The 25991-nt window shown below is 65.9% G+C and carries 27 protein-coding genes; 12 read left to right on the top strand and 15 right to left on the bottom strand.

What is annotated here, in order from left to right; translation table 11 throughout:
• Window positions 1-22: 22 nt before the first annotated feature.
• Window positions 23-562, bottom strand: a complete 540-nt coding sequence (locus ACTAQI_RS16005; protein WP_457947144.1) for a TetR/AcrR family transcriptional regulator — start codon at window positions 560-562, stop codon at window positions 23-25.
• A gap of 56 nt (window positions 563-618) precedes the next feature.
• Here ACTAQI_RS16005 and ACTAQI_RS16000 point away from each other — a divergent pair, with 56 nt between their 5' ends.
• Window positions 619-1674: an FAD-dependent monooxygenase gene (locus ACTAQI_RS16000; RefSeq protein ID WP_457947142.1), complete on the top strand. Its 1056-nt coding sequence runs from the start codon at window positions 619-621 to the stop codon at window positions 1672-1674.
• Here ACTAQI_RS16000 and ACTAQI_RS15995 read toward each other — a convergent pair whose 3' ends face one another.
• From ACTAQI_RS15995 to ACTAQI_RS15975, 5 genes are all read right to left on the bottom strand, one after another.
• A complete protein-coding gene (locus tag ACTAQI_RS15995; protein ID WP_457947140.1) occupies window positions 1675-3498 on the bottom strand; it encodes an ABC transporter permease in 1824 nt (607 codons plus the stop codon). It abuts the gene before it with no gap.
• Window positions 3495-4559: an ABC transporter ATP-binding protein gene (locus tag ACTAQI_RS15990; protein WP_457947138.1), complete on the bottom strand. Its 1065-nt coding sequence runs from the start codon at window positions 4557-4559 to the stop codon at window positions 3495-3497. The genes ACTAQI_RS15995 and ACTAQI_RS15990 overlap by 4 nt, the downstream gene beginning before the upstream one ends.
• 47 nt (window positions 4560-4606) lie before the next feature.
• Window positions 4607-5683 carry an extracellular solute-binding protein gene (locus ACTAQI_RS15985; protein WP_457947137.1) on the bottom strand — a complete coding sequence of 359 codons (1077 nt, stop codon included), beginning with the start codon at window positions 5681-5683 and terminating at the stop codon, window positions 4607-4609.
• A gap of 168 nt (window positions 5684-5851) precedes the next feature.
• Window positions 5852-6286, bottom strand: coding sequence for an acyl-CoA thioesterase (locus ACTAQI_RS15980; RefSeq protein WP_457947136.1), 435 nt, complete (start codon window positions 6284-6286; stop codon window positions 5852-5854).
• Window positions 6287-6348: 62 nt separating this feature from the next.
• A complete protein-coding gene (locus ACTAQI_RS15975) occupies window positions 6349-6852 on the bottom strand; it encodes a GNAT family N-acetyltransferase (protein WP_457947135.1) in 504 nt (167 codons plus the stop codon).
• 156 nt (window positions 6853-7008) lie between these two features.
• Here ACTAQI_RS15975 and ACTAQI_RS15970 point away from each other — a divergent pair, with 156 nt between their 5' ends.
• Window positions 7009-7524: a MarR family winged helix-turn-helix transcriptional regulator gene (locus ACTAQI_RS15970; RefSeq protein ID WP_457947133.1), complete on the top strand. Its 516-nt coding sequence runs from the start codon at window positions 7009-7011 to the stop codon at window positions 7522-7524.
• 392 nt (window positions 7525-7916) lie between these two features.
• The gene (locus ACTAQI_RS15965; protein ID WP_457947131.1) at window positions 7917-8897 is read left to right on the top strand and encodes a serine/threonine-protein kinase; all 981 of its coding nucleotides are present in this window, start codon (window positions 7917-7919) and stop codon (window positions 8895-8897) included.
• Here the strand turns inward: ACTAQI_RS15965 and ACTAQI_RS15960 are convergent.
• Window positions 8894-9571, bottom strand: a complete 678-nt coding sequence (locus tag ACTAQI_RS15960) for a histidine phosphatase family protein (RefSeq protein ID WP_457947129.1) — start codon at window positions 9569-9571, stop codon at window positions 8894-8896. The genes ACTAQI_RS15965 and ACTAQI_RS15960 overlap by 4 nt on opposite strands.
• A 135-nt stretch (window positions 9572-9706) precedes the next feature.
• Window positions 9707-11149, bottom strand: coding sequence for an adenylosuccinate lyase (purB, locus tag ACTAQI_RS15955; RefSeq protein WP_457947128.1), 1443 nt, complete (start codon window positions 11147-11149; stop codon window positions 9707-9709).
• Between the two features lie 167 nt (window positions 11150-11316).
• Between purB and ACTAQI_RS15950 the strand changes: the two genes are divergently transcribed.
• Together ACTAQI_RS15950 and ACTAQI_RS15945 are read left to right on the top strand one after the other, a co-directional pair.
• Complete coding sequence (locus ACTAQI_RS15950) at window positions 11317-11619, top strand: hypothetical protein (protein WP_457947126.1); 303 nt, start codon at window positions 11317-11319, stop codon at window positions 11617-11619.
• An 86-nt stretch (window positions 11620-11705) separates the two neighbouring features.
• On the top strand, window positions 11706-12965 hold the full coding sequence (locus ACTAQI_RS15945; RefSeq protein ID WP_457947124.1) for a hypothetical protein: 1260 nt from the start codon (window positions 11706-11708) through the stop codon (window positions 12963-12965).
• Between the two features lie 30 nt (window positions 12966-12995).
• On the opposite strand, the gene ACTAQI_RS15940 is transcribed toward ACTAQI_RS15945, so the two are convergent.
• A complete protein-coding gene (locus ACTAQI_RS15940; RefSeq protein ID WP_457947123.1) occupies window positions 12996-13838 on the bottom strand; it encodes a hypothetical protein in 843 nt (280 codons plus the stop codon).
• Window positions 13839-14112: 274 nt separating this feature from the next.
• Entirely contained in the window at window positions 14113-14538 is a 426-nt protein-coding gene (locus ACTAQI_RS15935; RefSeq protein WP_457947121.1) for a phage holin family protein, read from the bottom strand.
• A gap of 106 nt (window positions 14539-14644) precedes the next feature.
• On the opposite strand from ACTAQI_RS15935, the gene ACTAQI_RS15930 reads away from it, so the two are divergent.
• The 5 genes from ACTAQI_RS15930 to ACTAQI_RS15910 all read left to right on the top strand — a co-directional run bounded on the left by ACTAQI_RS15930 (window position 14645) and on the right by ACTAQI_RS15910 (window position 20226).
• The gene (locus tag ACTAQI_RS15930) at window positions 14645-15763 is read left to right on the top strand and encodes a histidinol-phosphate transaminase (RefSeq protein WP_457947120.1); all 1119 of its coding nucleotides are present in this window, start codon (window positions 14645-14647) and stop codon (window positions 15761-15763) included.
• 149 nt (window positions 15764-15912) lie between these two features.
• A complete protein-coding gene (pdhA, locus tag ACTAQI_RS15925; RefSeq protein ID WP_457947118.1) occupies window positions 15913-17145 on the top strand; it encodes a pyruvate dehydrogenase (acetyl-transferring) E1 component subunit alpha in 1233 nt (410 codons plus the stop codon).
• Window positions 17145-18125, top strand: a complete 981-nt coding sequence (locus tag ACTAQI_RS15920; RefSeq protein WP_457947117.1) for an alpha-ketoacid dehydrogenase subunit beta — start codon at window positions 17145-17147, stop codon at window positions 18123-18125. Before pdhA ends, ACTAQI_RS15920 begins: the two co-directional genes overlap by 1 nt.
• Window positions 18126-18132: 7 nt before the next feature.
• A complete protein-coding gene (locus ACTAQI_RS15915; protein WP_457947116.1) occupies window positions 18133-19605 on the top strand; it encodes a dihydrolipoamide acetyltransferase family protein in 1473 nt (490 codons plus the stop codon).
• Window positions 19606-19608: 3 nt separating this feature from the next.
• A complete protein-coding gene (locus ACTAQI_RS15910) occupies window positions 19609-20226 on the top strand; it encodes a phosphatase PAP2 family protein (RefSeq protein ID WP_457947115.1) in 618 nt (205 codons plus the stop codon).
• A 33-nt stretch (window positions 20227-20259) separates the two neighbouring features.
• On the opposite strand, the gene ACTAQI_RS15905 is transcribed toward ACTAQI_RS15910, so the two are convergent.
• From ACTAQI_RS15905 to ACTAQI_RS15885, 5 genes are all read right to left on the bottom strand, one after another.
• Window positions 20260-20595: a hypothetical protein gene (locus tag ACTAQI_RS15905; RefSeq protein ID WP_457951083.1), complete on the bottom strand. Its 336-nt coding sequence runs from the start codon at window positions 20593-20595 to the stop codon at window positions 20260-20262.
• Between the two features lie 174 nt (window positions 20596-20769).
• Complete coding sequence (locus ACTAQI_RS15900; protein ID WP_457947113.1) at window positions 20770-21198, bottom strand: universal stress protein; 429 nt, start codon at window positions 21196-21198, stop codon at window positions 20770-20772.
• A gap of 44 nt (window positions 21199-21242) precedes the next feature.
• Complete coding sequence (locus ACTAQI_RS15895) at window positions 21243-22535, bottom strand: aminotransferase-like domain-containing protein (protein WP_457947111.1); 1293 nt, start codon at window positions 22533-22535, stop codon at window positions 21243-21245.
• Between the two features lie 74 nt (window positions 22536-22609).
• Window positions 22610-23281, bottom strand: a complete 672-nt coding sequence (locus ACTAQI_RS15890; RefSeq protein WP_457947110.1) for a GerMN domain-containing protein — start codon at window positions 23279-23281, stop codon at window positions 22610-22612.
• 169 nt (window positions 23282-23450) lie between these two features.
• Window positions 23451-24008, bottom strand: coding sequence for an NAD(P)H-dependent oxidoreductase (locus ACTAQI_RS15885; RefSeq protein WP_457947108.1), 558 nt, complete (start codon window positions 24006-24008; stop codon window positions 23451-23453).
• 120 nt (window positions 24009-24128) lie between these two features.
• Between ACTAQI_RS15885 and ACTAQI_RS15880 the strand changes: the two genes are divergently transcribed.
• Both ACTAQI_RS15880 and ACTAQI_RS15875 read left to right on the top strand, forming a co-directional pair.
• The gene (locus tag ACTAQI_RS15880; protein ID WP_457947106.1) at window positions 24129-24740 is read left to right on the top strand and encodes a TetR/AcrR family transcriptional regulator; all 612 of its coding nucleotides are present in this window, start codon (window positions 24129-24131) and stop codon (window positions 24738-24740) included.
• Window positions 24741-25007: 267 nt separating this feature from the next.
• Window positions 25008-25991: an ABC transporter permease gene (locus tag ACTAQI_RS15875; protein WP_457947104.1), complete on the top strand. Its 984-nt coding sequence runs from the start codon at window positions 25008-25010 to the stop codon at window positions 25989-25991.

Raw genomic sequence — 25991 nt, 5'->3', positions numbered from 1 at the left:
GCCACCCGTACCATGCGCCGTCCTACGGTGCCAGCAGCCGCCGGACGGCTGCCGCGATGGCGGCGGCGTCGGGCTGCTCGTCCCGTCTGACCGTGAGCAGGTGCAGCAGCACGCCGTCGCCGTAGTCGGCAACATCCCGTGCCCGGGCTCGGGCGTCCGGTACTCCCAGTCCGGCAAGTGCCTGTTCCAGGCCGCCCACCAGCTGGAAGTGGCCGGCGGTCACGGACTCGGGTTTGTCCAGTGAGAGTGCCAGCCGGGCGCGGGTCAGGCCGGAATGCTGACCGGCCAGTGCCAGCACCAGGTCCGCCAACTGGCCGGCCAGCTCCCCAATATCCCGCGGTGGCCCTGCCGGCGCCTGGTTTGCCAGGAGTGCGGCGTCCAGCTCCAGCAGCCGGTCCAGGACGGCTTCAATCAGGACCGCGCGGCTGCGGTAGTAATTGGACGTGGTTCCCTGGGACAGGCCTGCGGCGGTGTCCACGGCCCGGTGGGTGAGGCCCTTCATGCCCTTGTCCGCCACTACGGCCAGGGCGGCGTCCAGCAGTCGGGTGCGTCGGTCGGGCATGGGCCCAGTGTAGTGGGACCCCTTCCGATTCACTACAAAAGTAGTAAAATTGCGGCATGGAACCGATCACGATTGTTGGCGGGGGCATCGCCGGGCTTGCCCTCGCTGCGGCGTTGGACCCCAACCGCTTCCACGTAACGGTGCACGAGAAGCGGCCGGAGCTGCCCGCCGTCGGCAACGCCCTGGGGATGTGGCCCAATGCCCAGCGAGCCCTGGCCCGGCTGGGGATACTGGACCAGGCGCGGGCGGTGAGCCCGGTGCTCGGCAGCGGATCGGTCCGCAACGCCCAGGGCGAGCCGTGGATCACCGTCGATGCCGGGGACATGTTCGGTATCTCCCGGACCGACCTGCTGCGGCTCCTCGATGCCGCCGTCCCGGCAAGCGTCCGCCGGATCACCGCCCAGATACGCGATGTGCCCGCGGACGGAGGACTGGTGGTTGGTGCCGACGGCGTTCACAGCGTGGTCCGCAGCAAGGCCTGGGGCCCCGGCACGGATGCCCGCCTGACGCCCTACCTTGCCCTCCGTGGAACCCTCCCAACTCCTGTCGCCCCGGACGAGGTGGGCGAGTACTGGGGCCGCGGCGACCTGTTCGGCATGGCCGCCGCCCGGGGCGGGTCCTTCTGGTACGCCAGTTACCGGTCCGGACTTGGCCCCTACGGCATCGACGTGCCGTCAACCCTGGAACAGGCCCGGGAGCGCTACGCCGGTCACGCACCTGCCATCCGGCGCGCGCTGGCCGCAGCCACTCCGGAGGAATGCCTGGTCCAGCGACTGTGGACAGTGCCGCCCCTGCGCTCCTATGTCCGCGGCCGGACAGTGCTCATCGGTGACGCCGCACACGCCATGATGCCCACCCTTGGCCGCGGAGCCTGCGAATCGTTGGTGGACGCGGTGACACTGGCCGGCCTTCTCAACACCCTGCCCGAAGACCAGGCGCTCCGTGCCTTTGACCGCCGGCGGCGGCTCCGGACCCGCGCCGTGAGCCTCGCCTCCTCGGCGCTGGGGCGCGTAGCCCTCGCTGACCGTGCCCAGCCGTTCCGCGACCGGATGCTCAACCTGGCCCGACGGCGGAACGAACGGGCCGCCGTCGGCAGCGGTTCGGGGACGTAGTCAGCGGACGGCAGCGGCCGGCCGTGTGGCGTCGTCCTCGCCCGGGGCCTGGGCGCCGGGAAACCCCGGGCCGGGGATCTGCGGGCCGGAAGTGTCCGCGGGCAGTTGCTTCCTGGCCCTGCGCCGTCCGGACCTGCCGTACACGAGATACATCGTCACGCCGGTGATGACCATGAGGAGCACCGTGTAAACGAAGGTGTTCGCGATTCCCTCGGTGCCTTCGGCCCCATCGGTGTTGGCCTTGATCACCAGGCCCAGCGGCTGCACCAGCGGATGGGCCAGGAAGATGGCGGTGTCATAGTCGTCCAGCAGGCTGTTGAAGTTCAGGGCCGTGATGGCAGCTGCCGCCGGGAGCACCAGCGGCAGCAGGATGCGCCGGAAGACATACAGCGTCTTGGCGCCCATGATGGCAGCGGCCTCCTCCAGCGAGGAGTTCACGGAGGCAAAGGATGCCTTGAGCATCCGGAGTGTGAACGGGATCTTTACCGTGACGAAGGCAATGAGCAGGATCACCGTTGTTCCGGTGAGGACGGCGCCGCCCACCAGGGGATTGGGGTGGTCGTAGCTGACGATCAGGCCCAGGGCCAGCAGCGCGGACGGCAGGATCCACGGGATGTGGAGCAGGTATTCGAAGCCTGAGGCCACCCAGTTTTTGTATTTTTGCAGCAGCCGGGCCACGAAGAGCAGTCCGCCCACCGCGATGACCGCCGCCAGGGCGCTGTACACAACGCTGACGATGAAAGGCCGGAGCCCGGATTGCTGGGTGAGGACGCGGACGTAGTTATCCAGTGTCAGGTTGGCCAGCGAGAGCTGTCCCGTCTGGATGGCCGCGCCGTCCGCAAACGAGTACAGCACGATCAGCACCACCGGGAGCGTGTAGATGGCAAACAGGAGATAGGCCACGGCATGCACGGCCAGGTTGGCTGCGGGGTTGGTGATGTCCTGCTTCTGCAGGTCGGATGACACCTTTGACACCGAAAAGTACGTGCCGCCCTTCTCCAGGCGGGACATGACGGCGAGCATCACCATGGTGGCCAGGCCCAGGATCACGGCCAGCAGTGCCGCCAGGTCCCGCGAGGTGGGGCTGTTGGTGAAGGTCAGGATCATCGGCGTGATGGTCTGGAAGTCGCGGCCGCCCAGCACCTGCGGGGCGCTCAAGGCGCCCAGACCGGTGAGGAAGGACAGGATGGTGACGGCGAACAGCGTGGGTTTGAGCATGGGCAGGACGATGCGCCGCAGGATGGTCCACGTGGAAGCGCCCAAGTTCCGGGCGGCCTCGATGGTCTGGTAGTCGATGCCCTTGAGGGCGTTGGCAACGAACAGCATGTGGTTGGTGGTGGTGGCAAAGGTCATGACCACCAGGACGGCAAAGAAACCTGAGAACCAGCCGGGGTCCATCCCGGGGAACAGCCTGACCAGCAGCGAAGTGACAATGCCCTTGTCGCCGTAAATGAACTTGTACCCCGCCGCCAGCACGATGCCGCCATAGATGAACGTGGAGGCATATCCCAGGAAGAGGATCCTCGAGCCGCGGATCCGGAAGTAGTGCGTTACCAAAACGATGAAGACGCCCACGAGGTTGACGGTGACGGACAGCGCCACGGCCAGGAGGAAGCTGTTGCCCAGCGCCTTCATTGCCCGCTGTGAAGAGAACAGCTTCTCAGCGGCGCGGCCCGAAAAACTGCCGTCAGGGAAGAAGGTGGCCATCAGGATGTTGACGTTGGGCCAGACCAGGAACGCGGCTATAAACCAGGTGAGGACGACGCCCACCACCAGAGTGAAGGGCGAACGGCCCATGCTGCGCACTGTGGAGTTGGCGCTCATGGCAGGGCAACCGCCTGGTCCTGGCGCAGTGAGGCCCCGGTCCCCGGATGGTACTGGAGGATGTGTCCGGGCTGGACGTAGACCGTGGTGGCCGTGCCCGCCTCCGGGTGCGCGCCCCCGTCCTCCCTGACCAGGAGGCGGATGTCCGCGCCGTGGCTGCGGACCACGTATCGGCTGTGCAGCCCGTGATAGGTACGGGAGATGACGGTGGCGGGAAGTCCGACGGCGGTTCCTCCGTCCGCGGGCTGGTCCAACGAGGCCTTTTCCACGCGCAGGTAGGATCTGGCGTCCGTGCTGAGGCTGCCTGCGGAGAGCCGGTTGACCTCCGCCACGAACTCCGGTGTCAGGGCTGAGCTGTCACCAATGAAATTACAGACGAACTCTGTAGCGGCGTGGTCGTAGATGTCCTGCGGCGTCCCAACCTGTTCGATCACTCCCTTGTTGAACACCGCCACGCGGTCGCTCATGGCCAAGGCCTCGTCCTGGTCATGGGTGACATACACGGTGGTGATGCCGAATTCGCTTTGCAGGTCCTTGAGTTGCTGGCGCAGCTGGTGGCGGAGCTTGGCATCCAGGTTGGACAGCGGCTCGTCCAGCAGCAGGATCTTGGGCCGCAGCACCAGGGCCCGGGCAACGGCCACCCGCTGCTGCTGGCCACCGGACAGCTCAGCCACATTTTTGGCAAGCTGCTCATCGCTGAGCTCCACACGCCGTGCGATGTCCCGCACCAGGCGGTCGCTGTCCGCCGGTTTTTCCTTCCGGACCCGGAGCCCAAAAGCGATGTTCTCCCACACGCTCATGCTGGGGAACAAGGCATAGTTCTGGAACACCATGCCCACCTGCCGCTTGTCGCTTGGCAGGCGGGTCACATCCTTCCCGTCCACCCTGACCGTCCCCCCGGCCGGCTGGATGAAGCCGGCCAGGGTGCGCAGCGCCGTCGTCTTTCCGCAGCCGGAGGGCCCCAGGAGGGTGAAGAACTCGCCGGGCCGGACATGCAGGTCCAGATGCGGAATGGCGGTGAAATCGCCGAAGGTAACTTCAATGTTTTCCAAGCGGATCATGGCTAACCTGTCTGATGGAACGCGGGGAAGGCGGCTGGCAGTACGGGTTACGTCATGTATTCAAGTTCGATCTTCTCCACCCAGGCGCCCATATTTTTCTGGACGAAGTCCCAGTCGATGTCCTGCTGCTTAAGGCCGGCGAAGAAGTCCACCACCTCGGGATTGGCCTTGGCCTGTGCCCCCTTGTTGACCGGCATCGAGTTGAACTTCTGGGCGAACTCGCCCTGGACCTCTGCGCTGCCGAACCAGTCGATGAATTTCTGCGCCTGCTCCTTCTTCTTGGTTCCCTTCACCAGGGCAATCTGCTCCACGGCAAGCGGGACACCCACGGAAGGGATGACCGTGTCCACGTTCACCTTGAAGGACTTTTCGCGGTCGGCGATGATCGAGGACGGCATCTGGCCCATGTCCACCTCGCCGGAGGCGATGCGGGCAAACAGGTCGGTCTTGGCCACGGCGGGGCTGCCGTTCTTGAAGTACTGCTCAACCTGCTTCCACCCGTCGTCGGAAATGCCCAGATCGCCGGAGTCGTCCCGGTACCGGGAGAGGATGCCTGCGAAGACCAGCTGCGCCGTGGCCGTGCCCAAGCCGGTGACCCGCTCGTAGCGGCTCTTGAACTCATCCTTGGTCCAGAGGTCCGTCCAGTCCTTCGGCGCGGCGTCCTTGGCGATCTTGTCCGAGTTGTAGCCAAGGAGGATGGCCTGCTTTACCAGGGGCCAGTATGTCTCCCCGTCACCAAGGCCCTTGTCCACCTCACTTGCCCATGCGGGCTGGTAGGCCTCCAGTGCGCCCTCGTTCTTTACCTGCGAGAAGTACATGTTGTTCAGGCCGAAAGCCACGTCCGCGATGGGGTTGTTCTTCTCCGCAATGAGCTTGTTGGTGGCATCGGCGCCCCCGGCCCCAACGATCTCGATCTTGAACCCGGCCTCGGCCGCCTTCGCGGCCAGCCAATCCCCCCGGCCCTCGCCGTTGGAGTTGGTGTAGAGAACCAGGGTGTCCCCGGACGCGCCTGCCGGAGCCCCGGAGGCTTCACCGGTTGCGGCCGGCGGGGTGGAGGCCCCGCCGCAGCCGGCGAGAAGGGTGACGGCGACGGCGGCGGCAACCAAAGTCTTCAATTTACGCACGATCAGGACTCATTTCTGGACTGGAATCGGAGCATGTCCGCACAGCCTATAGCCGGGCATGACAAAAACCGGGCTGTTATAGCTATCGATTCGATAAACAGCCCGGCTGCTCACTTTGGACCAGTTGGGGAAACGGCTGGGGACCTGGGTGTAAACCGAGGGGAAACGTTAGTCCTGGACCGCAGTCCCGCTCAGGTGGTGGGTGGGGATCCGGTCCCGGTCATAGGTGATTTCCGTGTAGCCGTGCGGCTCGGGCTTGCCTTCCTGGTTCAGGTTCACAAAGACGATCTCCTCGATGGTGAGGATGCTCTGCCTCGTGATCATGTTGCGGACCTCGGCCCGCATGGTCAGCGAGGTCCGGCCGAACCGGGTGGCCGTCAGGCCCATCTCGATCAGGTCGCCCTGAACAGCTGAGCTGACAAAGTTGATCTCCGAGATGTACTTGGTGACGGCGCGGCCGTTTCCGAGTTGGAGGATGGCGTAGATAGCGGCCTCTTCGTCAATCCACTTCAGCAGGCTGCCGCCGAAGAGTGTCCCGTTGGCGTTGAGGTCCTCGGGCCGGACCCATTTGCGGGTCCGGAAGGTGATGTCCGCTGTTTCCATAGGCTGAGATTAGCTGACGGGAGTGCGTGCCCTCCCAGTGTGACGGGCCTGCCGGGCCCCGGCTATGCCATGGCGGTCTGCGCGGCACTAAGGGCATTGATGCGCTTGGCGTAGCAGTGCGAGTGCTCCAGGCCGATGTAGGGCCCGAAGTTCGGAATCGGCTCGAAACCTGAATTTTCGTAGAAATTCCGGCCGTCGGGCTGGGCTGACCCTGCCTCCGCCTTGATACGGGTGATGCCCTGCCTGAAGGCCTCTGCCTCCAAGGCCGCGAGGATGGAGCTGGCCACGCCGGAACCCCTGGTGTACGGCAGGACGTAGAGCCGCTTGATTTCGGCCGTCGACCCATCCAGGAGCCGCAGCCCGCCGCAGCCCACGGGCTGTCCCGACCCCTTGTCGTAGGCCACCAGGAACACTGCGCAGTCGGCCTCCGACGGCGGCGGGCCGGGTTCGTGGTCAGGCCGGCCAAAGCGGGCGTCCAGTTCGGCCTGCTGCGCGCGGCGAAGGTCGGCACCCACGGGGTTGGTCCAGGAGACCTGCCGGATGTTCAGTCTGGGATTGGTCTGCATATCTGCCTCGATTCGCCGGAGGGGTATGCCTGATAAGGCTAGGGGCGGGGAGTTACGCAGGTGTTTCCTGCCGGTTAGCAGGCGGAAAACGTCAACGGAGCGGCTCAAACGCAAGTTACTTGGCAGTCTAGTTACCAGCTGGTCTAAAATGATGGCATGGCTTCTATGGGCAATGAGGGATCCGGCTACTGGTACGGACCCGACGGGCAGCTGGACTACAGTGCGGCGGTATTGAAGGCCCTCCGGGACTATCGCGCAGCGGAGACCGAGATCCGCCGCAGCACCAGGGACTCCATGGGCATGGGCGAGACGGACATCCTTGCCCTAAGGTACCTGCTGAGGGTCCAGGCGTCGGGAAAGCAGGTGGTCCCCAAGGACCTCAGCCGATTCCTCAATATTACTAGCGCTTCCACCACCTCGCTGATTGACCGCCTTGTGGCCAGCGGCCACGTTCGCCGCGAAGCGCACCCCTCGGACCGCCGATCGGTCGTGGTAGTCCCCACGGTTGAGTCGGACAAGGAGGTCCGGGAGGCGCTCGGCGCCATGCACCGCCGGATGATGGCGGTCGCGGAAGGCCTCACTGCTGAGGAAGCGCGCACGGTGGTCGACTTCCTCCAGCGAATGACCGAGTCGCTCCAGGCGCGTGAAAGTGAAGAAGTAAAAGTTCACTAGCCTGACTAGCTAGATGACCTAGTTATATGTAAGCTTACGATGTTCCTAAAGTTGCTTCCCAACGGAGTCGTGAGTGTGTTGGTTACTTTCACCGAAGTTTCACCGCGTGAGCCCTCCCGCATAGGCGCGGCAATCGCGGATGACCCCATGGACCTCATGCGATCCACCCTGGACGGCACCACTGCGCCGCAGGGAAGGGCAGCTGTCCACTGCGGTACTCCAATGCAGCTCGTTACGCCGGCCCTCGGGCGGGAGGGTGCCAGCTATACATTTGCGCCCACTGATGCCGATGGCACCGAGCTTCCTCCTGTGTGGCGTTGCGCTTGCGGGTTCCAGCTCGATGCGTGGACAACTGGTCCCCGCGCGGCGTACCCCTCCGCAGTTTTCCCCGCATGAGGGCCGCCGGGACAGCACAGGCGGCGCGGCCGCATTCGTCGCTGAATGCCGGGACGAATGCCGGGACGCTCCTGGCGGGCCGCTATCAGCTTCGGGAACGCCTGGGCAGGGGGTCTGCCGCCGAGGTTTTCCGTGCGGTGGACCTGGAGGGCGGCCCGGACGTCGCCGCGAAGATTGCGGCAGCCGACGGCCGGAAGCAGCACCAGCGGATCCGGCACGAAGCCGCCGTCCTGGCCCGCCTCAACCACCCGTCCATTGCGAGGCTTGTGGACCAGGGCGTCGTGACCGGCGGCGGAGCCCATTCCGGGCGCCCCTACCTCGTGGAGGAACTGGCCCTGGGCGCGAGCCTGGCCGAGACCATCCGGGTGGAAAGCGCCAGGCCCGGTGATGTGGCACTCTGGGCCCGCGGCCTTTTCGATGCGCTGGCCCACCTTCACTCCAACGGGCTGGTGCACCGTGATATCAAGCCCGCGAACCTGATGCTGAGCGGCCTGCGGAGAAGTCCCGTCCGGATCATCGATTTTGGAATTGCCGCCGCAACCGGCTCGGCTCCCGAACCCGGAATCTCGTCCGGCACAGTGCACTACATGAGTCCCGAGCAGGCGTCCGGCGGGGTGGCCTCGCCGTCCTGGGATGTGTACGCCATGGGGCTGGTCCTCCTGGAGCTCCTCACGGGCTCAAAGGCTTTTCCGGGCACCGCCATCGAATCCCTCGTTGCCCGGACCCTTAGGTCACCGGAGGTTCCGGACCACCTCGGCGGCTGGGCCCTCCTGCTGCGTTCCCTGACAGCAATGGATCCCGGGGAACGTCCGACGGCGGCAGCCGCCGCAGCGATGGCGGCGCAGCTCATCCCCGCGGTCCCGTCCCGCGCCAAGAGCATCCAGGGTGCCCGTGGCAGCTTGGGCAGCCAGATGGGTGCAGGTCCGTGTCGCGCGATGCGGGCATTCTCTCCCCGGCGCCACCGGCAGCAGGCCTAGGGGGCGGATACGCCCCTGCCTGTCGGATCCTCCGCGGTGGGGTCTGCCAGGGCAAGGCCGCCCACCGGGCTTCCGTCCCAGTGGATCAGTTTCCAGCCCGTGGCCACACTGCCCTCCAGTGCCACGATTCCGGTGTTGGCCAGGACGTGGCGGGCCGCGAACTCGTGGTCTGCGCCGTCGGCCCGGAGCCCCGCCCAGGTGCGGATGGCGGCACCGTGGCTGACTACGGCAACGGTGCCGTGCTGCTGCCGTTCCGCCCGCTCCACCACCAGTGCGATGGCGGCGTCGAACCGCTCGAAGAAGGCATGGCCGTCCGGCCCTGCCGGCATGCGGCGGTTCAGGTCGCCGGCAGCCCAAGAGATGACCGTTCCCATGTAGCGCTTGTGGGATTCGTGGTCGGTGAGCTTCTCCAGGGATCCGGCCTCGATCTCGTGCAGCCCGTCCAGCACCTCGATATCAAGGGTGTGCAGCCGCGCCAGCGGGGCGGCAGTAATCTGCGTCCTGACCAGCGTTGAAGCGTAAAGCGCGCCGATGCGTTCGTTGGCCAGCGCCCGCGCCATGGCCTCTGCCTGGCGTTCCCCGAGTTCAGTCAGTCCGGGGCCGGGATGGTCGGTGTCCAGCTGGCCCAGCACGTTGCCGGGGGTTTCGCCGTGGCGGATCAGGAGCAACTTCATATTCCCAGTTTCCCACCCCAGGAGGGTCGGAGGCGCACGCCGGAGATGGCGTCACATTGACGGGGCATGAGGAAGGCGCCGGGCCCCCCTGGGAGCCTGGCGCCGCCGTCGTACCTGCCTGCCCTGCCGCGGGCCCTACTTCAGGTGGTCCACCAGCTGGTCCGCGATGCCGGTGTACCCGCCGGGAGTGAGGGCGAGGAGGCGTGCTTCGGCCTCCGGGGAAAGGCCCAGGCCCTGGACGAACTCCTGCATGCGCGCAGCGTCCACGCGGTGGCCGCGGGTGAGGTCCTTGAGGCGCTCGTAGGGGTTCTCCATGCCTTCGACGCCGGCAATCGCCTCGGCGCGCATGACCATCTGGATGGCCTCGCCCAGGACCTCCCAGTTGGTGTCCAGGTCCGCTGCCAGGACGTCTTCTGCAACGTCCAGGCGCTCCAGGCCCTTGGCCACGTTGGAAATGGCCAGCAGGGAGTGGCCGAACGCCACGCCGATGTTGCGCTGGCTGGAGGAGTCGGTGAGGTCACGCTGCCAGCGTGAGGTCACCAGTGTGGCGCCGAGGGTGTCCAGGAGACCGTTGGAGATCTCCAGGTTGGCCTCGGCATTTTCGAAGCGGATGGGGTTGACCTTGTGCGGCATGGTGGACGAGCCCGTTGCACCGGCCACCGGGATCTGCGCGAAGTAGCCAATGGAGATGTAGCTCCAGATGTCCGTGCAGACGTTGTGCAGGATGCGGTTGAAGCGGGCCACGTCGGCGTAGAGCTCGGCCTGCCAGTCGTGGCTTTCGATCTGCGTGGTCAGGGGGTTCCAGGTCAGGCCCAGGCCCTCGACGAAGGACTTGGATACCTGCTGCCAGTCAGCGCTGGGGACGGAAGCCACGTGGGCCGCGTAGGTGCCGGTGGCACCGTTGATCTTGCCCAGGTATTCGGTCTTCGCGATCCGGTCCAGCTGGCGGGTCAGGCGGTGCGCGATGACGGCCAGTTCCTTGCCCAGCGTGGTGGGGGTGGCGGGCTGGCCGTGGGTGCGGGACAGCATGGGAACGGCCCGGTTGTCCTCTGCCATCCTGCTGATCTGTGCCACCAGGGCGCGGGCTGCCGGCAGCCACACGTCCTCCACAGCGCCCTTGACGCCCAAAGCGTAGGAGAGGTTGTTGATGTCCTCGGACGTGCAGCCGAAGTGGACCATGGCGGTCAGGTTTTCGATGCCGATTGCGGGGAGGCGGCGGCCGATGTAGTACTCCACGGCCTTCACGTCGTGCACGGTCACGGCCTCGATTTCGGCCAGTTCCGTGACGGATGCGGCGTCGAATTCGGTGACGATGGCGCGGAGCTGCTCCTGCTGAGCGCCGCTCAGGGGTCCGGCGCCGGGGAGGACGTTGTTACTGGTCAGGTGGATGAGCCATTCGACTTCAACGGCCACGCGGTCCCGGTTCAGCGCGGCCTCTGACAGGTAGTCCACCAGGGGTGCGACGGCGGACTGGTAGCGGCCGTCCAGGGGTCCGAGCGCAATTTTTTCCGGTGACGCGGCGAGGGCCAGGCGTCCTGAGGGCGTACGGGTGTCAGCTGTGGCGGCAGTTTCAGGCATGTGCTGATTCTTTCATGAAGTCCGGCGCCGCCTTAAGCGGGCCGGCCACGTTACTTGTCCACATAGCCGACGGCGGCGCTTACCCGGGAAGGGACGCGTCCTTAGCGTTGGAAAGGGCAAGGTCAGGGCGGGGTATCCGGCCGGGAGGATGCGACGGGAAGCTGGGCATGGGGAACGATCTGATGGACGGGGTATGGGGCGGTGGGCTGGGCATCAGCCTTGAAGTCCAGGAGGTGGGCAGAAAGGTGGCGCAGTGTTCCGACAGGACTGCAGAGGTGCTTGCGGGATTTCACGAGATCCGGCTGGTGGACTGGGAATCACCGGCCGGACAGGCGTACCGCGATTCCGTGAGCCTGCAGGCGGTGGCGTTACGGCGCGCGGTGGACCGGATCCAGGAGGCTTCTGCCGCAGTGGCTGTCCATGCGCGCGCAGCACTGACAGCCGAGTGTTCGGCTGACGGACGGTTCTGATGGCTGACGCAACGCCCTCGGGGTCAGGTGGTCCCATCCATCTTTCGCTACCACCTCCGGACGGCATCCTGACAATTTCCGGCGGCGTGGGTGGCATTACCGTGCAGCTGGAGGAACTGGAAATGGGAGCCGCGAAGCTCGATGGGCTTGCCGGGCGGCTCACCGCCGTTGAGGCCGAGCTTTTTGGCGCCTGGCAGGAGCTTGGTTCCCACCAGAACCAACCGCGCTCCACGGGCACCGCCGCGCTTATCGCCGTTGGAGAGGCCCGGGATGCGGTCCAGAAAGTCCGCCTGGAACTGCAGCGGATCAGCCGGCAGGTGCGCAGCTGCCGGTGGGATTACGAAATGGCGGAATCGACTGCCCACATGCAACGGATGCATGGCTTGTCCGACCCCGCGGTGGAACTTCAGAAGCACGTTGACTTCTGGCGCACAGGATTCCTCAACGGTGCCGCCACCGAAACACTGGCGGCAAATGCGGTAACCGTCCTTCCCGTGATTAAGCCGGGGGTTGAATGGCTCGTTCCCGCGCTGCGCCCCGGGCCGGTGACGGTCAGGCAGGAAGAGAGCGTCCGCATCGATCTCGACGCCACTCCCGCCGGGCTGCTTGAGCGGGTCCGGCTGATCGAGGAGCGCGGCAGCGGCTACATCGAAGTTGTGGAGGTGGATACCGGCGGCGGGAAGGCGTACGTTGTGGTCATTCCAGGAACCCAGGTGAACGGCGCCGACGAAGGCACCAACCCCTTCGATCTTTCCGGCATTGTCGATGGAATGGGCAGCAGTTCGGAACAGGTGAATGCCGCTGTCCGCCAAGCGCTGCGGGCCGCCGGTGCGGCACCTGGAGCGGACGTGGTGGCCGTGGGATACAGCCAGGGCGGCATCCACGCCATGAACCTGGCGGCTGATGAGGACTTCCTCCAGGAGTACCAGGTGAAATACGTCTTGACTGCCGGATCGCCCGTTGCCCGCATAACGCCTCCGCCGGAGGTCAGCACACTCCACCTGGAACACCGCACGGACTGGGTGCCGGGCAGTGATGGCTTACCGAACCGGGACGCCAGGAACCAGGTCACCGTAACCGTGACCAATGACCTGTACGTGCGCGGGGGAGAAGACGCCGGCCTGGGACCCGGGCACCGCCTGACAGGCTATGAGGAGGCGGCAACCCTGGTGGGGGCCAGCAAAGATCCATCACTGGCCCAGTCCACCGCAGTGCTGGGCGGAGTGCTGGGCGCGGGTGGTGCTGCTACTGCCACCCGCTTTTCCTTGTCGAAGCCTCCACCGCCCACTCCGCCCATGGACCGCAGGGATCCCTTCTCAGGCAAACCTCAACGGGGTGCCAAGTAGGCGGGTGGTTGTGGCCGCCGAAGGCAGGGTTTACGAGATCTGGGCGGCGTGCAGTTCAGCGAACCGATTGAAGCGTGTCTTGTCGGGTTGGGGGGCGGGTAGGGGAGCGGGCTGAGGGGCAGGCTGCGGAGCGGGTGCCGGAGCGGCGGCGGGGCACCGGTAGTTGTAGTCGAGGTTGTCTTCAGTGAACTGGGTCGTGGTGACGGTCCCGCCGGCGGTTAGAGGGGCGGCCGCGCAAAACTCCCGCGCGGAGGATGCCGAGTCGGGGCCTGCCAGCCAGTTCCTCAGCGGGTAAAGGTTGCTGCCGGGACTGACCTCGCCCACAATCAGGCCGAACTGGTAGGCAGTGGAGTAGATTCCAACATCCGCGCCGGTCCCCTGCACGTAGGCGGTCATGCCTTCAAGTTCTGCGGTATTGACGGCTTTGTCGAACAGCCAGCTGTTCCCGGTTTCAACGTCCAGCCACCATATACGGCGAATCACCCCGGCATCCGCTTCCCTTAGGACTGCGGCGTCGTTGAAGGCCATGGCGTAGCCGTGGACGTAGGCGCAGGCCGGAGACGCGGTGCCATCGCAGAGTCCATACGGGTTACTGACTTCCGTCCCGTGGTACGTGTTGTTCACAGGCCACCATAAGGACTCCACAGGCCCTGTTGCCGCGGTGTTCACATATACCGCCGCCGGGATGCCTGCGGTTCCCTCCCCGCTCTGGTCCGCCCACGCCAGCTGAGCATCCAGGCACGGGTTAACCGTGTCCGGCCGTCCGCCATTAACACCCACGATCGCAAATGCCGGGGGCACCGGAAGGTCGCCGCCGCACTGTGGCCAGGAGATGTCATTGCCCAGCATGGCGGTGCCCTGCGGTGCGGGCACTGTTTCTGTTTCGGCGTGAGCAGGGCTGGCCTGCCAAGCGAACAGCAGGCAGGCAGCAAGCAGGAATCTTATGGGCTTCATTCTGGGACCCCGTTATCCGGAACTGACAGCAATGGGCCGTTGGTGGCCCGATTGGCAGCCTAAGGGGCTGGCCCCGTAGGGGTCATGGGTGTTCGGTACTGGAGTTTTGGCAGCTGTTTCGGGGGCTGGCACCTATTGGGTACCTGTTTTCTGCCCGCCTACTACTTGGAAGGGCGGGCTCGCTGCCAGGGAGTCAGCGCCTGCCGCCCGGCAGCAGACCCGCCACCAGTGACACCAGGGAGATGATGATCGCGGCAAGGAGCGCAGTCCAGAAGAAGGAATCGATGGTGAGGTGCACCGGCGTGTAATTGCTGATCCAAGCGGTCAGGTAAAGCATGGCGGCATTGATGACGATGGCGAACAAACCAAGCGTCAGGATGGTGATGGGAAGCGCAAGGAGCCGCACCAACGGGCGCACGAAAACGTTGACCACACCGAAGATGAGGCCGATAAAGAGGTAGGCCAGGACAATGCCGACAGTCTCGGTGTCCTGCGAAATACCGGTCCTTGCCACGGCATCCGATGCCGCCGTGCTCGAAATGTCCATTCCCGGCAGGATCCAGCTGGCCACCCAAAGAGCTGCGGCATTGACGACGACCCGAAGGATAAATGAACCCATGGCACCATGCTTCCATACGGTCCCCCATGAGCGGGCGGCGTTGGCCTTGATTTTCGGCGGCTCGCTCCCGGAGCCCCTGTGGGGGCTTGGAAGTAGGCTAGGAGCCATGACTTCATCTGATACCAGGGCCGGCGGAATCGCACCGCGCCCGGTGCTGGACCGGCTGCCCCGCTACGCCGCAGGCAGACCGCCGGCCGCCGTCAGCGGTCTGGCCAGCTACAAGCTGTCCTCCAACGAAAACCCGCTGCCGCCCATTCCGGCCGTGCTCGACGCCATAGCCGGCCAGACGGACTTCAACCGGTACCCGGACCCGCTGAGCAGCAAGCTCCGCGCGGCGCTCGCGGAATTCCTGGGCGTGCCGGCCGAGGACATCGTTACCGGAGCCGGAAGCCTGGGCGCCCTGAACCAGATCCTGGCAGCCTTTGCCGGCCAGAACGACGACGGCAAGGCGGACGAAGTCATCTATGCGTGGCGCTCCTTTGAGGCGTACCCCATCAGCGTGGGCCTGGCAGGGGCCGAGAGCGTACGCATTCCGGTGACCGCAGACGGGCGGCATGACCTGGAGGCCATGGCGGCCGCCGTGAGTGCCCGCACCAAGGTCATCCTGCTCTGCACGCCCAACAACCCCACTGGCCCCGCCCTTGCCGCAGCCGAAACCGAAGCCTTCATCCGGTCCATCCCGGCCGACGTCGTAGTGGTCATTGATGAGGCCTACCAGGAGTTCGTCAGGGCGGAGGACGCCGTGGACGGGATCGACCTCTACCGGAAATACCCCAACGTGGTGGTGCTCCGGACCTTCTCCAAGGCGCACGGCCTGGCCGGGCTCCGCGTTGGCTACAGCGTCTCCCACCCCGAACTGACCCAGTATCTCCGGGTTGCCGCAACACCCTTTGCGGTATCCCAAATAGCCGAAAAGGCCGCAATTGTTTCCCTTGAGAATTACGCCCAGGTTGTGGAAAGGGTACAAACACTCGTGGACGAGCGGACGCGGGTAACCGCCGGCCTCCGCGACCTCGGCTGGTCCGTTCCTGACGCCCAGGGCAACTTCGTGTGGCTGGCGCTTGGTGCCGAAAGCGCCGCCTTCGCGCAGATGGCAGGGGCACATGCCCTTTCCGTGCGTGCCTTCGCCGGGGAAGGCGTGCGGGTCAGCATCGCGGAACCTGAAGCCAACACCAGATTCCTCCAGTTGTGTGCCGACTATACAAAGGCGCCGGCAACTTCCTAGCACTTAACAAGTAGCCCTCCCGCTACTTACCGAAGATAAAGTTAGGATCAGTAAGCCAATGTATATGCCGTACCGGGAATGTATTCCCCGTGCTGCATATATCCCAGCGACATTGCATTGCATCCGGATGCGGCAAGCAAGGAGACGGTATGGGCACTAATCTGCCTTCCACCGAGTTCGACGGAACAGCGGTAGACGACCAGCGGGAAGCCGATGCTGAAGCCGTCATGGGCGAGCCGGCTGCCCAGATGGTGCAGCTGCTCGGTCCCGACGGAAAGCTGGGCGCCGATCCGGTCTTCAGCGACTACGCGGACAAACTCACCCCGGCGGACCTCCGTGGCCTGTATGCCGACATGGCCGCGATCCGGCGGTTCGACGTCGAAGCCACCGCCCTCCAGCGCCAGGGCCAACTCGCGCTCTGGGTACCGCTGACCGGCCAGGAAGCAGCGCAGATCGGCTCAGGCAGGGCCAGCCAGCCCCAGGACTACATCTTCCCCACCTACCGGGAGCACGGCGTGGCCTTGACCCGCAACGTGGACCTGGCAGAGCTCCTGCGCCAGTTCCGCGGTGTTTCCAACGGCGGCTGGAACCCCAAGGACACCAACTTCCACCTGTACACGCTGGTCCTGGCTGCACAGACCCTCCACGCGGTGGGCTATGCAATGGGGATCCAGCGCGACCAGAAGCTCGCCGCAGCATCGGACGCAGCAGGCAAGCAGCCGGATGCCGCCGTCATCGCCTATTTCGGCGACGGCGCCAGCTCGGAAGGCGACGTCCATGAGTCCATGGTGTTCGCCTCTTCGTACAAGGCGCCCGTGGTGTTCTTCTGCCAGAACAACCACTGGGCCATCTCCGTGCCCACCAATGTCCAGACCCGCGTTCCGCTCTCCAACCGCGCCAAGGGCTACGGCTTCCCGGGCATCCGCGTGGACGGAAATGACGTGATCGCCGTGCATGCTGTCACCGAGTGGGCGCTGGAGCACGCCCGCCAGGGTAAGGGGCCGGTCCTCATCGAAGCCTTCACCTACCGGGTCGGTGCCCACACCACGGCAGACGACCCCACCAAGTACCGGCAGTCGGCGGAGGAAGACGCCTGGCGCGCCAAGGACCCCCTGGCGCGGCTGGAGAAGTACCTGCGCGCCGAAGGCCTGGCAGACGACGCCTACTTCGCCAAGGTCAAGGCCGACGGCGACGAGCTGGCCGCCTACGTACGGCGAACCGCCCACGATCTTGAAAACCCGGACATCCGGCAGGCATTCGCCAACGTCTACAAGGAAGCCCATCCGCTGGTGGCCGAGGAACTGGCGTGGTTCGAAGAGTACAGCGCAGGATTCGCCGGCGGGGAAGAGTCCGCCGGGCACGCAGCAAAGGCAGGCCACTGATGACCACCATGACCATCGCGAAGGCCATCAACGAAGGCCTTCGTGCCACCTTGGCCGCCAACCCCAAGACGCTGCTGATGGGCGAGGACATCGGGCCGCTGGGCGGCGTCTACCGGGTAACGGACGGGTTGATCGGCGAGTTCGGCCCGGACCGTGTGGTGGACACCCCGCTGGCGGAATCCGGAATCATCGGCACCGCCATCGGCCTGGCCCTGCGCGGGTACAGCCCCGTCTGCGAGATCCAGTTCGACGGGTTCGTCTTCCCCGGCTTCAACCAGATCACCACCCAGCTCGCCAAAATCCATTCGCGCAGCAACGGCAACCTCAGCGTGCCCGTGGTCATCCGGATTCCGTACGGCGGCGGCATCGGCTCCATTGAGCACCACTCCGAGTCCCCGGAGGCACTGTTCGCCCACACGGCGGGCCTGCGCATCCTCACCCCGTCCAACCCGCATGACGCCTACTGGATGATCCAGCAGGCCGTGGAGTGCCAGGACCCGGTCATCGTTTTCGAACCCAAGCGCCGCTATTGGCTCAAGGGCGACGTTGATGTCGAAGCGCCGGGGCCGTCGGAGGATCCGTTCAAGGCCCATGTCCTTCGGGAGGGTGCGGACGCCACCGTGGTGGCTTACGGCCCGCTGGTGCCCGTGGCGCTGGCGGCCGCCAACGCAGCGGCGGAGGACGGCAGGAGCATCGAGGTCATCGACCTCCGGTCAATTTCCCCGATCGACTTCGACACCGTCACCGCTTCTGTCCAAAAGACCGGCCGGCTGATCGTGACGCACGAGGCCCCCACGTTCGGCGGAATCGGCGGCGAGATTGCAGCGCGGATCAGCGAGCGGGCGTTCCACTCCCTGGAGGCCCCGGTGATCCGCGTGGGCGGGTTCCACATGCCCTACCCCGTTGCCAAGGTGGAGGAAGACTACCTTCCGGACATCGACCGCATCCTGGAGGCGCTGGACCGCGCCCTCTCCTACTGAGGACACCATGACCCTGAACAAGTTCAACCTGCCCGACGTCGGCGAGGGCCTCACCGAGGCGGAAGTCGTCTCCTGGAAGGTCAAGCCCGGCGACACCGTCGCCGTCAACGACGTCATCTGCGAGATCGAAACCGCAAAGTCGATCGTGGAACTGCCGTCCCCCTTTGCCGGGACCGTCACCGAACTGCTGGTGGAGGAAGGGGTGACTGTCGACGTCGGGACCGCCATCATCAGCGTCAGCGACGAGGTCTCCGGCGACCCCACTCCTGCCGATGTCCGCGCCCCCCAAGCTGCCGCTGCCCCTGCTGTCCCCGCACAGCCGCTCTACGGCAAGCTGCCCGTGGATGCGCCGGAGGACACCGCGGCCGGTGCCCCGTCCAACGCCCCCCTGGTGGGTTCCGGACCCAAGGCCGACGCCGTCAAACGACGCCCGCGCAAAACGGCACCGGCAGCCGCCGTGACGGTCAACGCCCCCGGGATTGAACCTGTCCAGCCCCTCACGGCCGCCGAAGTTCCCGCCTACGGACCTGCCGCCGTCGTCGACAACCGGCCGACCCTTGGAGGCACCATCACGGGCCTGGTCAACCGGGTGCTGGCCAAGCCGCCGGTCCGCAAGATCGCCCGCGACCTTGGCATCGACCTCGCCGACGTCGTTGCCACCGGTTCCCGCGGCGAGGTGACGCGCGAGGACCTGGTCAGCTACCAGGCGCAGCGCGACGCCGAACTGGACAAGGCGGACGGCTTCTGGGGCAAGGCCGGCAAGCCGCAGGACCAGCGAGTGGAGCGCATCCCGGTCAAGGGCGTCCGCAAGGCAACGGCCAAGGCGATGGTGGAATCGGCCTTCGCCGCCCCGCACGTCAGCATCTTCGTGGACGTCGACGCGAGCCGCACCATGGAGTTCGTCAAGCGGCTGAAGTCTTCCCGGGACTTCGAGGGCATCAAGGTCTCCCCGCTCCTCATCCTGGCCAAGGCTGTCATCTGGGCCGCTGCACGGAACCCCAGCGTCAACGCATCATGGGTAGACAACGAAGACTCCGACACGGCGGAAATCCATGTCAAGCACTTCATGAACCTGGGCATTGCCGCAGCCACCCCGCGCGGCCTCATGGTCCCCAACATCAAGAACGCCCAGGACCTGTCGCTGAAGGAGCTGGCCCTGGCGCTGAACAACCTGGCCACCACGGCCCGGGCCGGGAAGACGCAGCCGGCGGAGATGCAGGGCGGGACGCTCACCATCACCAACATCGGCGCCCTGGGCATCGACACGGGTACGCCCATCATCAACCCGGGCGAGGTGGCCATTGTTGCCTTCGGAACCATCAAGCAGAAGCCCTGGGTCCTGGATGGAGAGGTGATTCCCCGCTGGATCACCACGCTCGGGGGATCCTTCGACCACCGCGTGGTGGATGGTGATCTGTCCGCCCGCTTCATGGCCGACGTCGCGGCCATCCTGGAAGAGCCCGCGCTCCTGCTGGACTAGGACGTGGCGGTAGACAACGGGTCGATTCGGGTCAAAAACCGCACGGCCAGGTGGCTGACTGAGGTCTTCCAGCCGCCGGTGGTGGTTTCCCTGCAGCTGTTGATCAGCCCCCTGGCCCAGGCAGGATTCCCGGGAACCATGGGCTACGGGGCGCTGGCGGCCCTTTTCGTGTGCGTGCTGCCGCTGGTGGTGCTGCTGGTGCTGGTCAGGCTGGGGAAGGTCACGGACCATCACGTCAGCGACCGGAAGCAGCGCGCCCCCGTCCTCCTAATGGCGCTGGGCTGCATCGCCTTGGGGCTGCTGGTGCTGCGCGCCGTGGATGCGCCGGAAAGCGTCTTTGCGATGGTCCTGGCGGTGGTGGGCGGCGTGGCGGTACTCGCCGTGGTCAGCCCGTTCTGGAAAATGAGCGGTCACGCCGCCGCCGTGTCCTGCGCCGCCGTCGTATCGGTGTTGATGCTTGGCGCCGCGTGGGCCCCGCTGCTGGTTCTGATCCCGGCGGTGGGCTGGTCGCGGGTGGTCCTGCGGGCCCATTCCCTGGCCCAGGTGGTGGCCGGTTCGCTCTTCGGCGGCCTGGTGATGGCCGGGATTTGGTGGGTGCTGCAGGGCTGGCTGGCGGGCTGAACGCCCCCTCGGGTCCGCGCGCGGGAGGCTGGCCTAGTACGCGGAGTAGGCGGTGAAGGCCTCGAGCATGGCCGGATCGGCCGTGGTGCCCAGGACAACTGCGGCGGCAGTCATCAGGCCGCCCATGAGCGCGGCCATGCCGGCCCAGGCGCTCAGCAGCTTCCAGTCCTCGCGCAGGACGCTCCGCACGGTCTGGGGAAGCTGGAGTCCGGGAGTGATGAGGTTCGGTGCGCTGTCCAGGCTGCCGTCATCCAGCAGTGCAACCACCCTGTCGTTGCTGCGGTCCACCCGCATGGAGCTGATGTGGTTGCCGTGGCGGGCCAGGAGGATGTCGTGGCCAACGAGCTGGCGGCGCTGCATGGTGATCAAGGGGAGCCCTTCGCTGGGGGTGGATTTGGCAGTGTCCACGCCTTTGGGGGCCCATCCAATTTTATCGTTGCGCCGGTAGCTGAAACGGTGATATGGCGGTGAGAACGGACACCCCCCGTGGCGATGTCCGCCACCACGGGGGGTGTCCTGCGTTACCTCAAGCGGTGCGGCGGCTCAGTCGGCGTCGTAAGTGTTGGCGATGTACACGTCGCAGGGTGCGTTGTGGGCCACGCTGTTGGCCACGCTGCCCAGGACCCGCCCGATGCCGTGCATGCGCCGGTTTCCCACCACGATGATCCGGGCGTCCATGCGGACGGCTTCCTTGATGAGGGCGTCGGCGGGCCGGCCGCGGGCTGCCGAATACGTTACCGTGATGTCGCGGCCCAATGATTCAGCCACCGTCCGCGCCACCTGCTCCGCGGCGTCCGCGTCGGACACGATCCACCGGTCGCTGCCGCTGCCGAACACCTCGGTCCGGTCGCTGTCGAAGGCCGACACGACGTGCAGTGCGGCGCCCAGGCCGGCAGCCAGATTCTTGGCCGATTCGGCCGCCCTTTTCGCGGTCTCGCTGCCGTCAACCCCCACAACGATGATTCCACCCATATGCATGCTCCTTTGCTCGGTTTTCGGCGTTCGTGTGGCTTACGCTACAGCGCCGCCATGGCTTCCTGCAGCACCGGCGCCAATCGGCGCACTCCCTCGGCGATGGCATCGGGAGGTACGGCGCTGAAGGCGAGCCTCAGCTTGTTGGACGGCTCGTCCGACGGCGTGAAGGCGGCGCCCGGGATAAACACCACGCCGGCGTCGATCGCCTTGTGCAGGAGCGGGTAGGTGTCCAGGCCCTCCGGCAGTGTCACCCAGACGAAGAAGCCGCCCTCCGGACTGGTCCAGGTGGTTCCTGCCGGCATGTATTCCTTGAGGGCGGCCAGCATGGCCCGGCAGCGCTCGGCGTACAGCCCGCGGTAGGTTTCAATCTGGCCTTTCCAGTCGTAGTCGCGCAGGTAGGCGGAGACCAGCATCTGGTTCAGGGCCGGCGGGCAGAGCGTCACCGCTTCCGCGGCGAGGTAGTACCGGCGCTGCAGGTGTTCAGGCACAAGCGCCCAGCCGATCCGGAGGCCGGGGGCGAAGATCTTGGAGAAGGAGCCAAGGTAGATCACGTCGTCAGGGTTGGCGGCGCGCAGGGGAGGCAGGGGCTCGCCCTCGAAACGGAGCAGACCGTAGGGGTTGTCCTCCAGGACTAGAATATTCGCCCTGCGGCATATATCGACTACCTGTTGCCGCCGTTCCCTGGCCAGGGTGATACCGGAGGGATTGTTGAAGTTGGGGATGGTGTAGAGGAACTTGATGCTCCTGCCGGCCAGCTGCAGGGCCGCTATCCGCGCCTCCAGCAGTTCCGGGACCAGGCCGTACTGGTCCATCTCCACGGTCTCCACCTGCACCTGGTAGGCCTCAAAGGTATTCAGTGCGCCCACGTAGGTGGGGTCCTCCACCAGGACCACGTCTCCCGGATTGCAGAAGAGCTTGGTAGCCACGTCCTGGGCCGACTGGGAGCCCGCCGTGATCACCACGTTCTGCGGCGAGGCATCGAGGATGCCTTCGGCGGCCATGACCTCGCAGATTTGCGCCCGGAGCTCCGGGGTTCCCTGCCCGGCGCCGTATTGCAGGGCCGTGAGTCCGTCGTCGGCGATGATTTTAGCTGCCGTCGCTGCCAGGCGGTCCAGGGGAAGCGACTGCAGATACGGGCTTCCCCCGGCCAGGGAAACCAGGCCGGGCCGCATGGAGATGTCGAAGACGTCCCTGACGGCTGACTGGCGGATGTTCGCCGCACGCGCGGAGAACAGCTCCTCGTGGCGGTGGGCCGACGTGGCCGCGCGTTCGATCGCGTCGATGGCTTCGGCGGGGAGCGTCCCGGCCGAAGCGTCAAGTGTTTCGTGGGTCACAGAGTCAGGATACAGCCAGCTGTTGCCCTAAAAGCAACAGCTGTTTATCCCTGATTTACTGGCTGTTGGGCCTGCTACTTCAGCTTCAGGTAGTCCGCCAGGCTTTCTCCATTGATGTAGATGTTGGCCCGGATGGCACCTACGGCCTCAAGGGCGGTCTGGGTGAGCTGGGCCTCGACCCGTGAGAGGTCGCACGTTCCGCCTGCATTCAGGGTTCCCGCCAGGTAGACGGTGACGGTGGTGCCGTCGAAGCTGCCGGAGAGGAACTTCAGCCGGGAGGCGCCCAGCGCGTTGTAGAGGTTCCCGGGCTGCCGCCCGTCACCCAGCAGGGCGCCGACCGCCGCCTTGAGCCGGGCATCCCCGGCGCCTCCCGCCTGGGCGGAGCCAACCAGGCTGTCATTGCAGCCGAAGCGGACGCCGTGCCTCCCGCCGTCGTCCACCAGCACGAAGTACGCCGTTACCGGCGGAACCGTGGCCCCGGCGCTGCTGCCCGGGTCCGGAAAGCCCGCTGCGTGCTGATCTTCCGCTTTTCCGGACTCTCCTTCGGAAGGAGTGCCGGGCGGCGTGGCGGGAAGAAGGGCCAGCGGGGCTGCACTGGATCCGGCATCGGCCCCGGCCAGGGGCGGGGAGGAGCCGCCGGGTTGGGAAAGGGGGAGGCTGCAGCCGGAAGGCACCAGCACCAGGCAGCCCGCGGCCACCGCCAGGGCGCCGCGCCTATACCCTTCCCAGCTCCAGCTTTTTGCCATGGGGCACCGCAATCCGATCCGTCAGGTCCAGTGGATTAACGCTACGGCGGCCCTTGCCGCCGCGGATGTCCGCACGGTACCGGTTGGGACAAGAGTTGGTCACGGCGCCGCTGGACGCAAAAGTGCCCGGCACGCAGACTGCATGCCGGGCACTGTGTGACCCGGGGGACTAGGCTGCCGGAGCTGCTGCGGCAAGGGCGTCGAAGATGCCCTTGATCTGCTCCACTACCTCGGCATCGTCCTTGGGGTGGACTTCGGCGAAGCGCACCAGGGAACCGGGGACGGCGAGCTTGACGTCTTCCAGGATCTGCGCGCCGGCAATGCCGGCGGCCTTGCGGGCCTCATCCTGGGCCCAGACGCCGCCGTACTGGCCAAACGCGGTGCCGACGACGGCGGTGGGCTTGCCTGCCAGGGCGCCGGCGCCGAAGGGGCGGGACAGCCAGTCGATGGCATTCTTCAGGGCAGCGGGAACGGTTCCGTTGTGTTCGGGGGTAACCAGCAGGAGGGTGTCGGCCTCCTCGGCTGCGGCGCGCAGGGCTGCGGCGGCGGCAGGGACCTGGCCTTCGACGTCGAGGTCCTCGTTGTAGAACGGGATGTTGCCCAGGCTCTCGTGGATCACCACGTCCACCTGCTCCGGGGCGTTGAGCTGGATGGCTTCCGCCAGCTTCTGGTTGGTTGACTCGGCGCGGAGGCTGCCGACGAGGGTAAGGACTGTGTTCTTGGTCATGGGAACTCCTGGCTAGGGGAGCGGCGGGGGCCGCATTCGGTCAAACTTCAGGCTCTTGGAACCTTCACCAGACTAAACGGACCGTAGTCCGGTTATATTCCCCATGATTACACTGTGTTTGTGAGTTCCATCCCAGTGCGGCCGGGAATGACCCCGGTAACGGCCGCGGAGCGCAGCGATGCTGCCCGGAACCGGGAGCGCCTCCTGCTGGCTGCCCGGGAACTGATAGCGCAGGGCGGCGCCGCGGCGCTCACCATGGACCGGTTGGCCGAGCAGGCCGGCGTGGGAAAGGGTACCGTCTTCCGCCGCTTCGGCAGCCGGGCGGGATTGATGCTGGCCCTGCTGAATGATTCGGAGGCCGCCTTCCAGGCCCGGTTCCTGTTTGGGCCGCCGCCCCTGGGGCCGGGCGCTCCGCCGCTCGACCGGCTTATCGCCTTCGGTGCCGAGCGCATTGCCTACGTGCAGGAATACGGGGACCTGGTCCTCGCAGCCGGAAACGCTGCCCGGGGAAAGTTCGAAGTCCCCGCTGCCGCGCTCTGGGACCGGCACGTGGAGATGCTGCTGCGCGAAGGTGGCGTTGACTCCCCGGAACCGTTGCTGATGGCCGGCTCCCTCAATGCCACCCTGGACCCCGAACGGCTCCTGCACCTCATCCGTGAACACGGAGTCACAAGCGAGCGGTTGGCTGCGTCATGGTGTGACCTTGTGACACGGCTTGTCATCAGCGCGTAGGTTACGCGCTGACCCGCATTTTCGTCCAGTCAAACCAACTTCACAGAACTATTCATAACGATCTGATACGGCGCGTCCAAATTCGGGGGATTCCCGCGCTTTTCGGGTTGGGGCTTGTGATAGTTTCCTCTGGAATGTGACCCGCGACATAGTCCACCAGGACACGCCTCCAAGGCTGCGGGAGGCCAGCTACCCGCTGGTGCAGGACCCGGTGAGGCGGCACAACCCGTGCTTGTCCGGGGAACACGGAAGGATCCAGCAGCGCCCATGCTCAAGTACCTCGCCAAGCGCGGCATTACGTATGTGGTGATGATCTTCCTCACCACATCCGCCGGTTACTTCCTGGCTGTCAGCTCGCTTAAGCCGGCGCTGCTCGAGCAGGAACGCATCCCCCGGCCTACCCCGGAACAGGTGGCCAATTCAATGCGGCTGAAGGGCCTGGACCCGGACCTCAGCCCGTGGGAGCGCTACGTGGATTGGCTCACCGGCATCCTCACCCGCTGGGACTGGGGCCGCAGCCCCAACGGCGCCTACATCAATGCCGAGTTTGGAGACCGCGTCTGGATCTCCACCCGGCTCTTCCTGGCCTCCATCATCCTGACCCTGGTCATCGGCGTCGCACTCGGCGTCTATTCGGCGGCCCGGCAGTACAAGTTCCAGGACCGCGTCATCACGTCCTACAGCTACCTTGCCTACATTGTGCCCGCACCCATTGCGTACTTCCTGGTGCAGCTGGGTGCCATCAATATCAACGAATCCGTGGGCGACCGGATTTTCTTCGTCACCGGCATCTCCACCCCGGGCATCGCGCCGGGCTGGGGCCAATTCGTCGACATGCTGGCGCACTACGTGGTGCCCACCGTGGCCATCACGCTCGTCGGCTGGGGCGCGTACCAGATCGCGCAGCGGCAATACCTGCTGGACAACGTGAACGCGGACTTTGTCCGTACCGCGCGGGCCAAGGGACTGACCAGGAACCAGGCGATTGCCCGGCACGCGCTTCGCGTTTCCTTCATTCCGGTGGCCCAGAGCATCGCCTTCACCATCCCGGCCATCTTCGCCGGCGGCTTCTTCGCTGAAAAGATCTTCGCCTGGCCGGGCGTGGGGTCCTGGAGCATCGATGCCATCTCGCTGCAGGACGTCAACGCCGCCACGGCCACGCTGGCCTACGGCTCCGTGATCTTCGCCCTGGGCGCTATCCTGGCGGACTTCGCCACCACGCTTGTCGACCCGAGAGTGCGGGTGCAGTAG

This window comes from Pseudarthrobacter sp. alpha12b, from assembly GCF_054130495.1.
Note: the sequence above shows the minus strand (reverse complement) of the source record. Positions and strands in the feature narration are given on the sequence as shown.

Bases quoted from the DNA above. Each gene is read 5' to 3' on its own strand.
- ACTAQI_RS16000 (WP_457947142.1), top strand. From the start codon at position 619: ATGGAACCGATCACGATTGTTGGCGGGGGCATCGCCGGGCTTGCCCTC.
- ACTAQI_RS15890 (WP_457947110.1), bottom strand. From the start codon at position 23,281: ATGGCAAAAAGCTGGAGCTGGGAAGGGTATAGGCGCGGCGCCCTGGCG.
- ACTAQI_RS15965 (WP_457947131.1), top strand. From the start codon at position 7,917: ATGAGGGCCGCCGGGACAGCACAGGCGGCGCGGCCGCATTCGTCGCTG.
- ACTAQI_RS15970 (WP_457947133.1), top strand. From the start codon at position 7,009: ATGGCTTCTATGGGCAATGAGGGATCCGGCTACTGGTACGGACCCGAC.
- ACTAQI_RS15915 (WP_457947116.1), top strand. From the start codon at position 18,133: ATGACCCTGAACAAGTTCAACCTGCCCGACGTCGGCGAGGGCCTCACC.
- ACTAQI_RS15935 (WP_457947121.1), bottom strand. From the start codon at position 14,538: ATGGGTTCATTTATCCTTCGGGTCGTCGTCAATGCCGCAGCTCTTTGG.
- ACTAQI_RS15885 (WP_457947108.1), bottom strand. From the start codon at position 24,008: ATGACCAAGAACACAGTCCTTACCCTCGTCGGCAGCCTCCGCGCCGAG.
- ACTAQI_RS15975 (WP_457947135.1), bottom strand. From the start codon at position 6,852: ATGCAGACCAATCCCAGACTGAACATCCGGCAGGTCTCCTGGACCAAC.
- ACTAQI_RS15920 (WP_457947117.1), top strand. From the start codon at position 17,145: ATGACCACCATGACCATCGCGAAGGCCATCAACGAAGGCCTTCGTGCC.
- ACTAQI_RS16005 (WP_457947144.1), bottom strand. From the start codon at position 562: ATGCCCGACCGACGCACCCGACTGCTGGACGCCGCCCTGGCCGTAGTG.
- ACTAQI_RS15875 (WP_457947104.1), top strand. From the start codon at position 25,008: ATGCTCAAGTACCTCGCCAAGCGCGGCATTACGTATGTGGTGATGATC.
- pdhA (WP_457947118.1), top strand. From the start codon at position 15,913: ATGGGCACTAATCTGCCTTCCACCGAGTTCGACGGAACAGCGGTAGAC.
- ACTAQI_RS15900 (WP_457947113.1), bottom strand. From the start codon at position 21,198: ATGGGTGGAATCATCGTTGTGGGGGTTGACGGCAGCGAGACCGCGAAA.
- ACTAQI_RS15980 (WP_457947136.1), bottom strand. From the start codon at position 6,286: ATGGAAACAGCGGACATCACCTTCCGGACCCGCAAATGGGTCCGGCCC.
- ACTAQI_RS15930 (WP_457947120.1), top strand. From the start codon at position 14,645: ATGACTTCATCTGATACCAGGGCCGGCGGAATCGCACCGCGCCCGGTG.
- ACTAQI_RS15990 (WP_457947138.1), bottom strand. From the start codon at position 4,559: ATGATCCGCTTGGAAAACATTGAAGTTACCTTCGGCGATTTCACCGCC.
- ACTAQI_RS15960 (WP_457947129.1), bottom strand. From the start codon at position 9,571: ATGAAGTTGCTCCTGATCCGCCACGGCGAAACCCCCGGCAACGTGCTG.
- purB (WP_457947128.1), bottom strand. From the start codon at position 11,149: ATGCCTGAAACTGCCGCCACAGCTGACACCCGTACGCCCTCAGGACGC.
- ACTAQI_RS15995 (WP_457947140.1), bottom strand. From the start codon at position 3,498: ATGAGCGCCAACTCCACAGTGCGCAGCATGGGCCGTTCGCCCTTCACT.
- ACTAQI_RS15950 (WP_457947126.1), top strand. From the start codon at position 11,317: ATGGGGAACGATCTGATGGACGGGGTATGGGGCGGTGGGCTGGGCATC.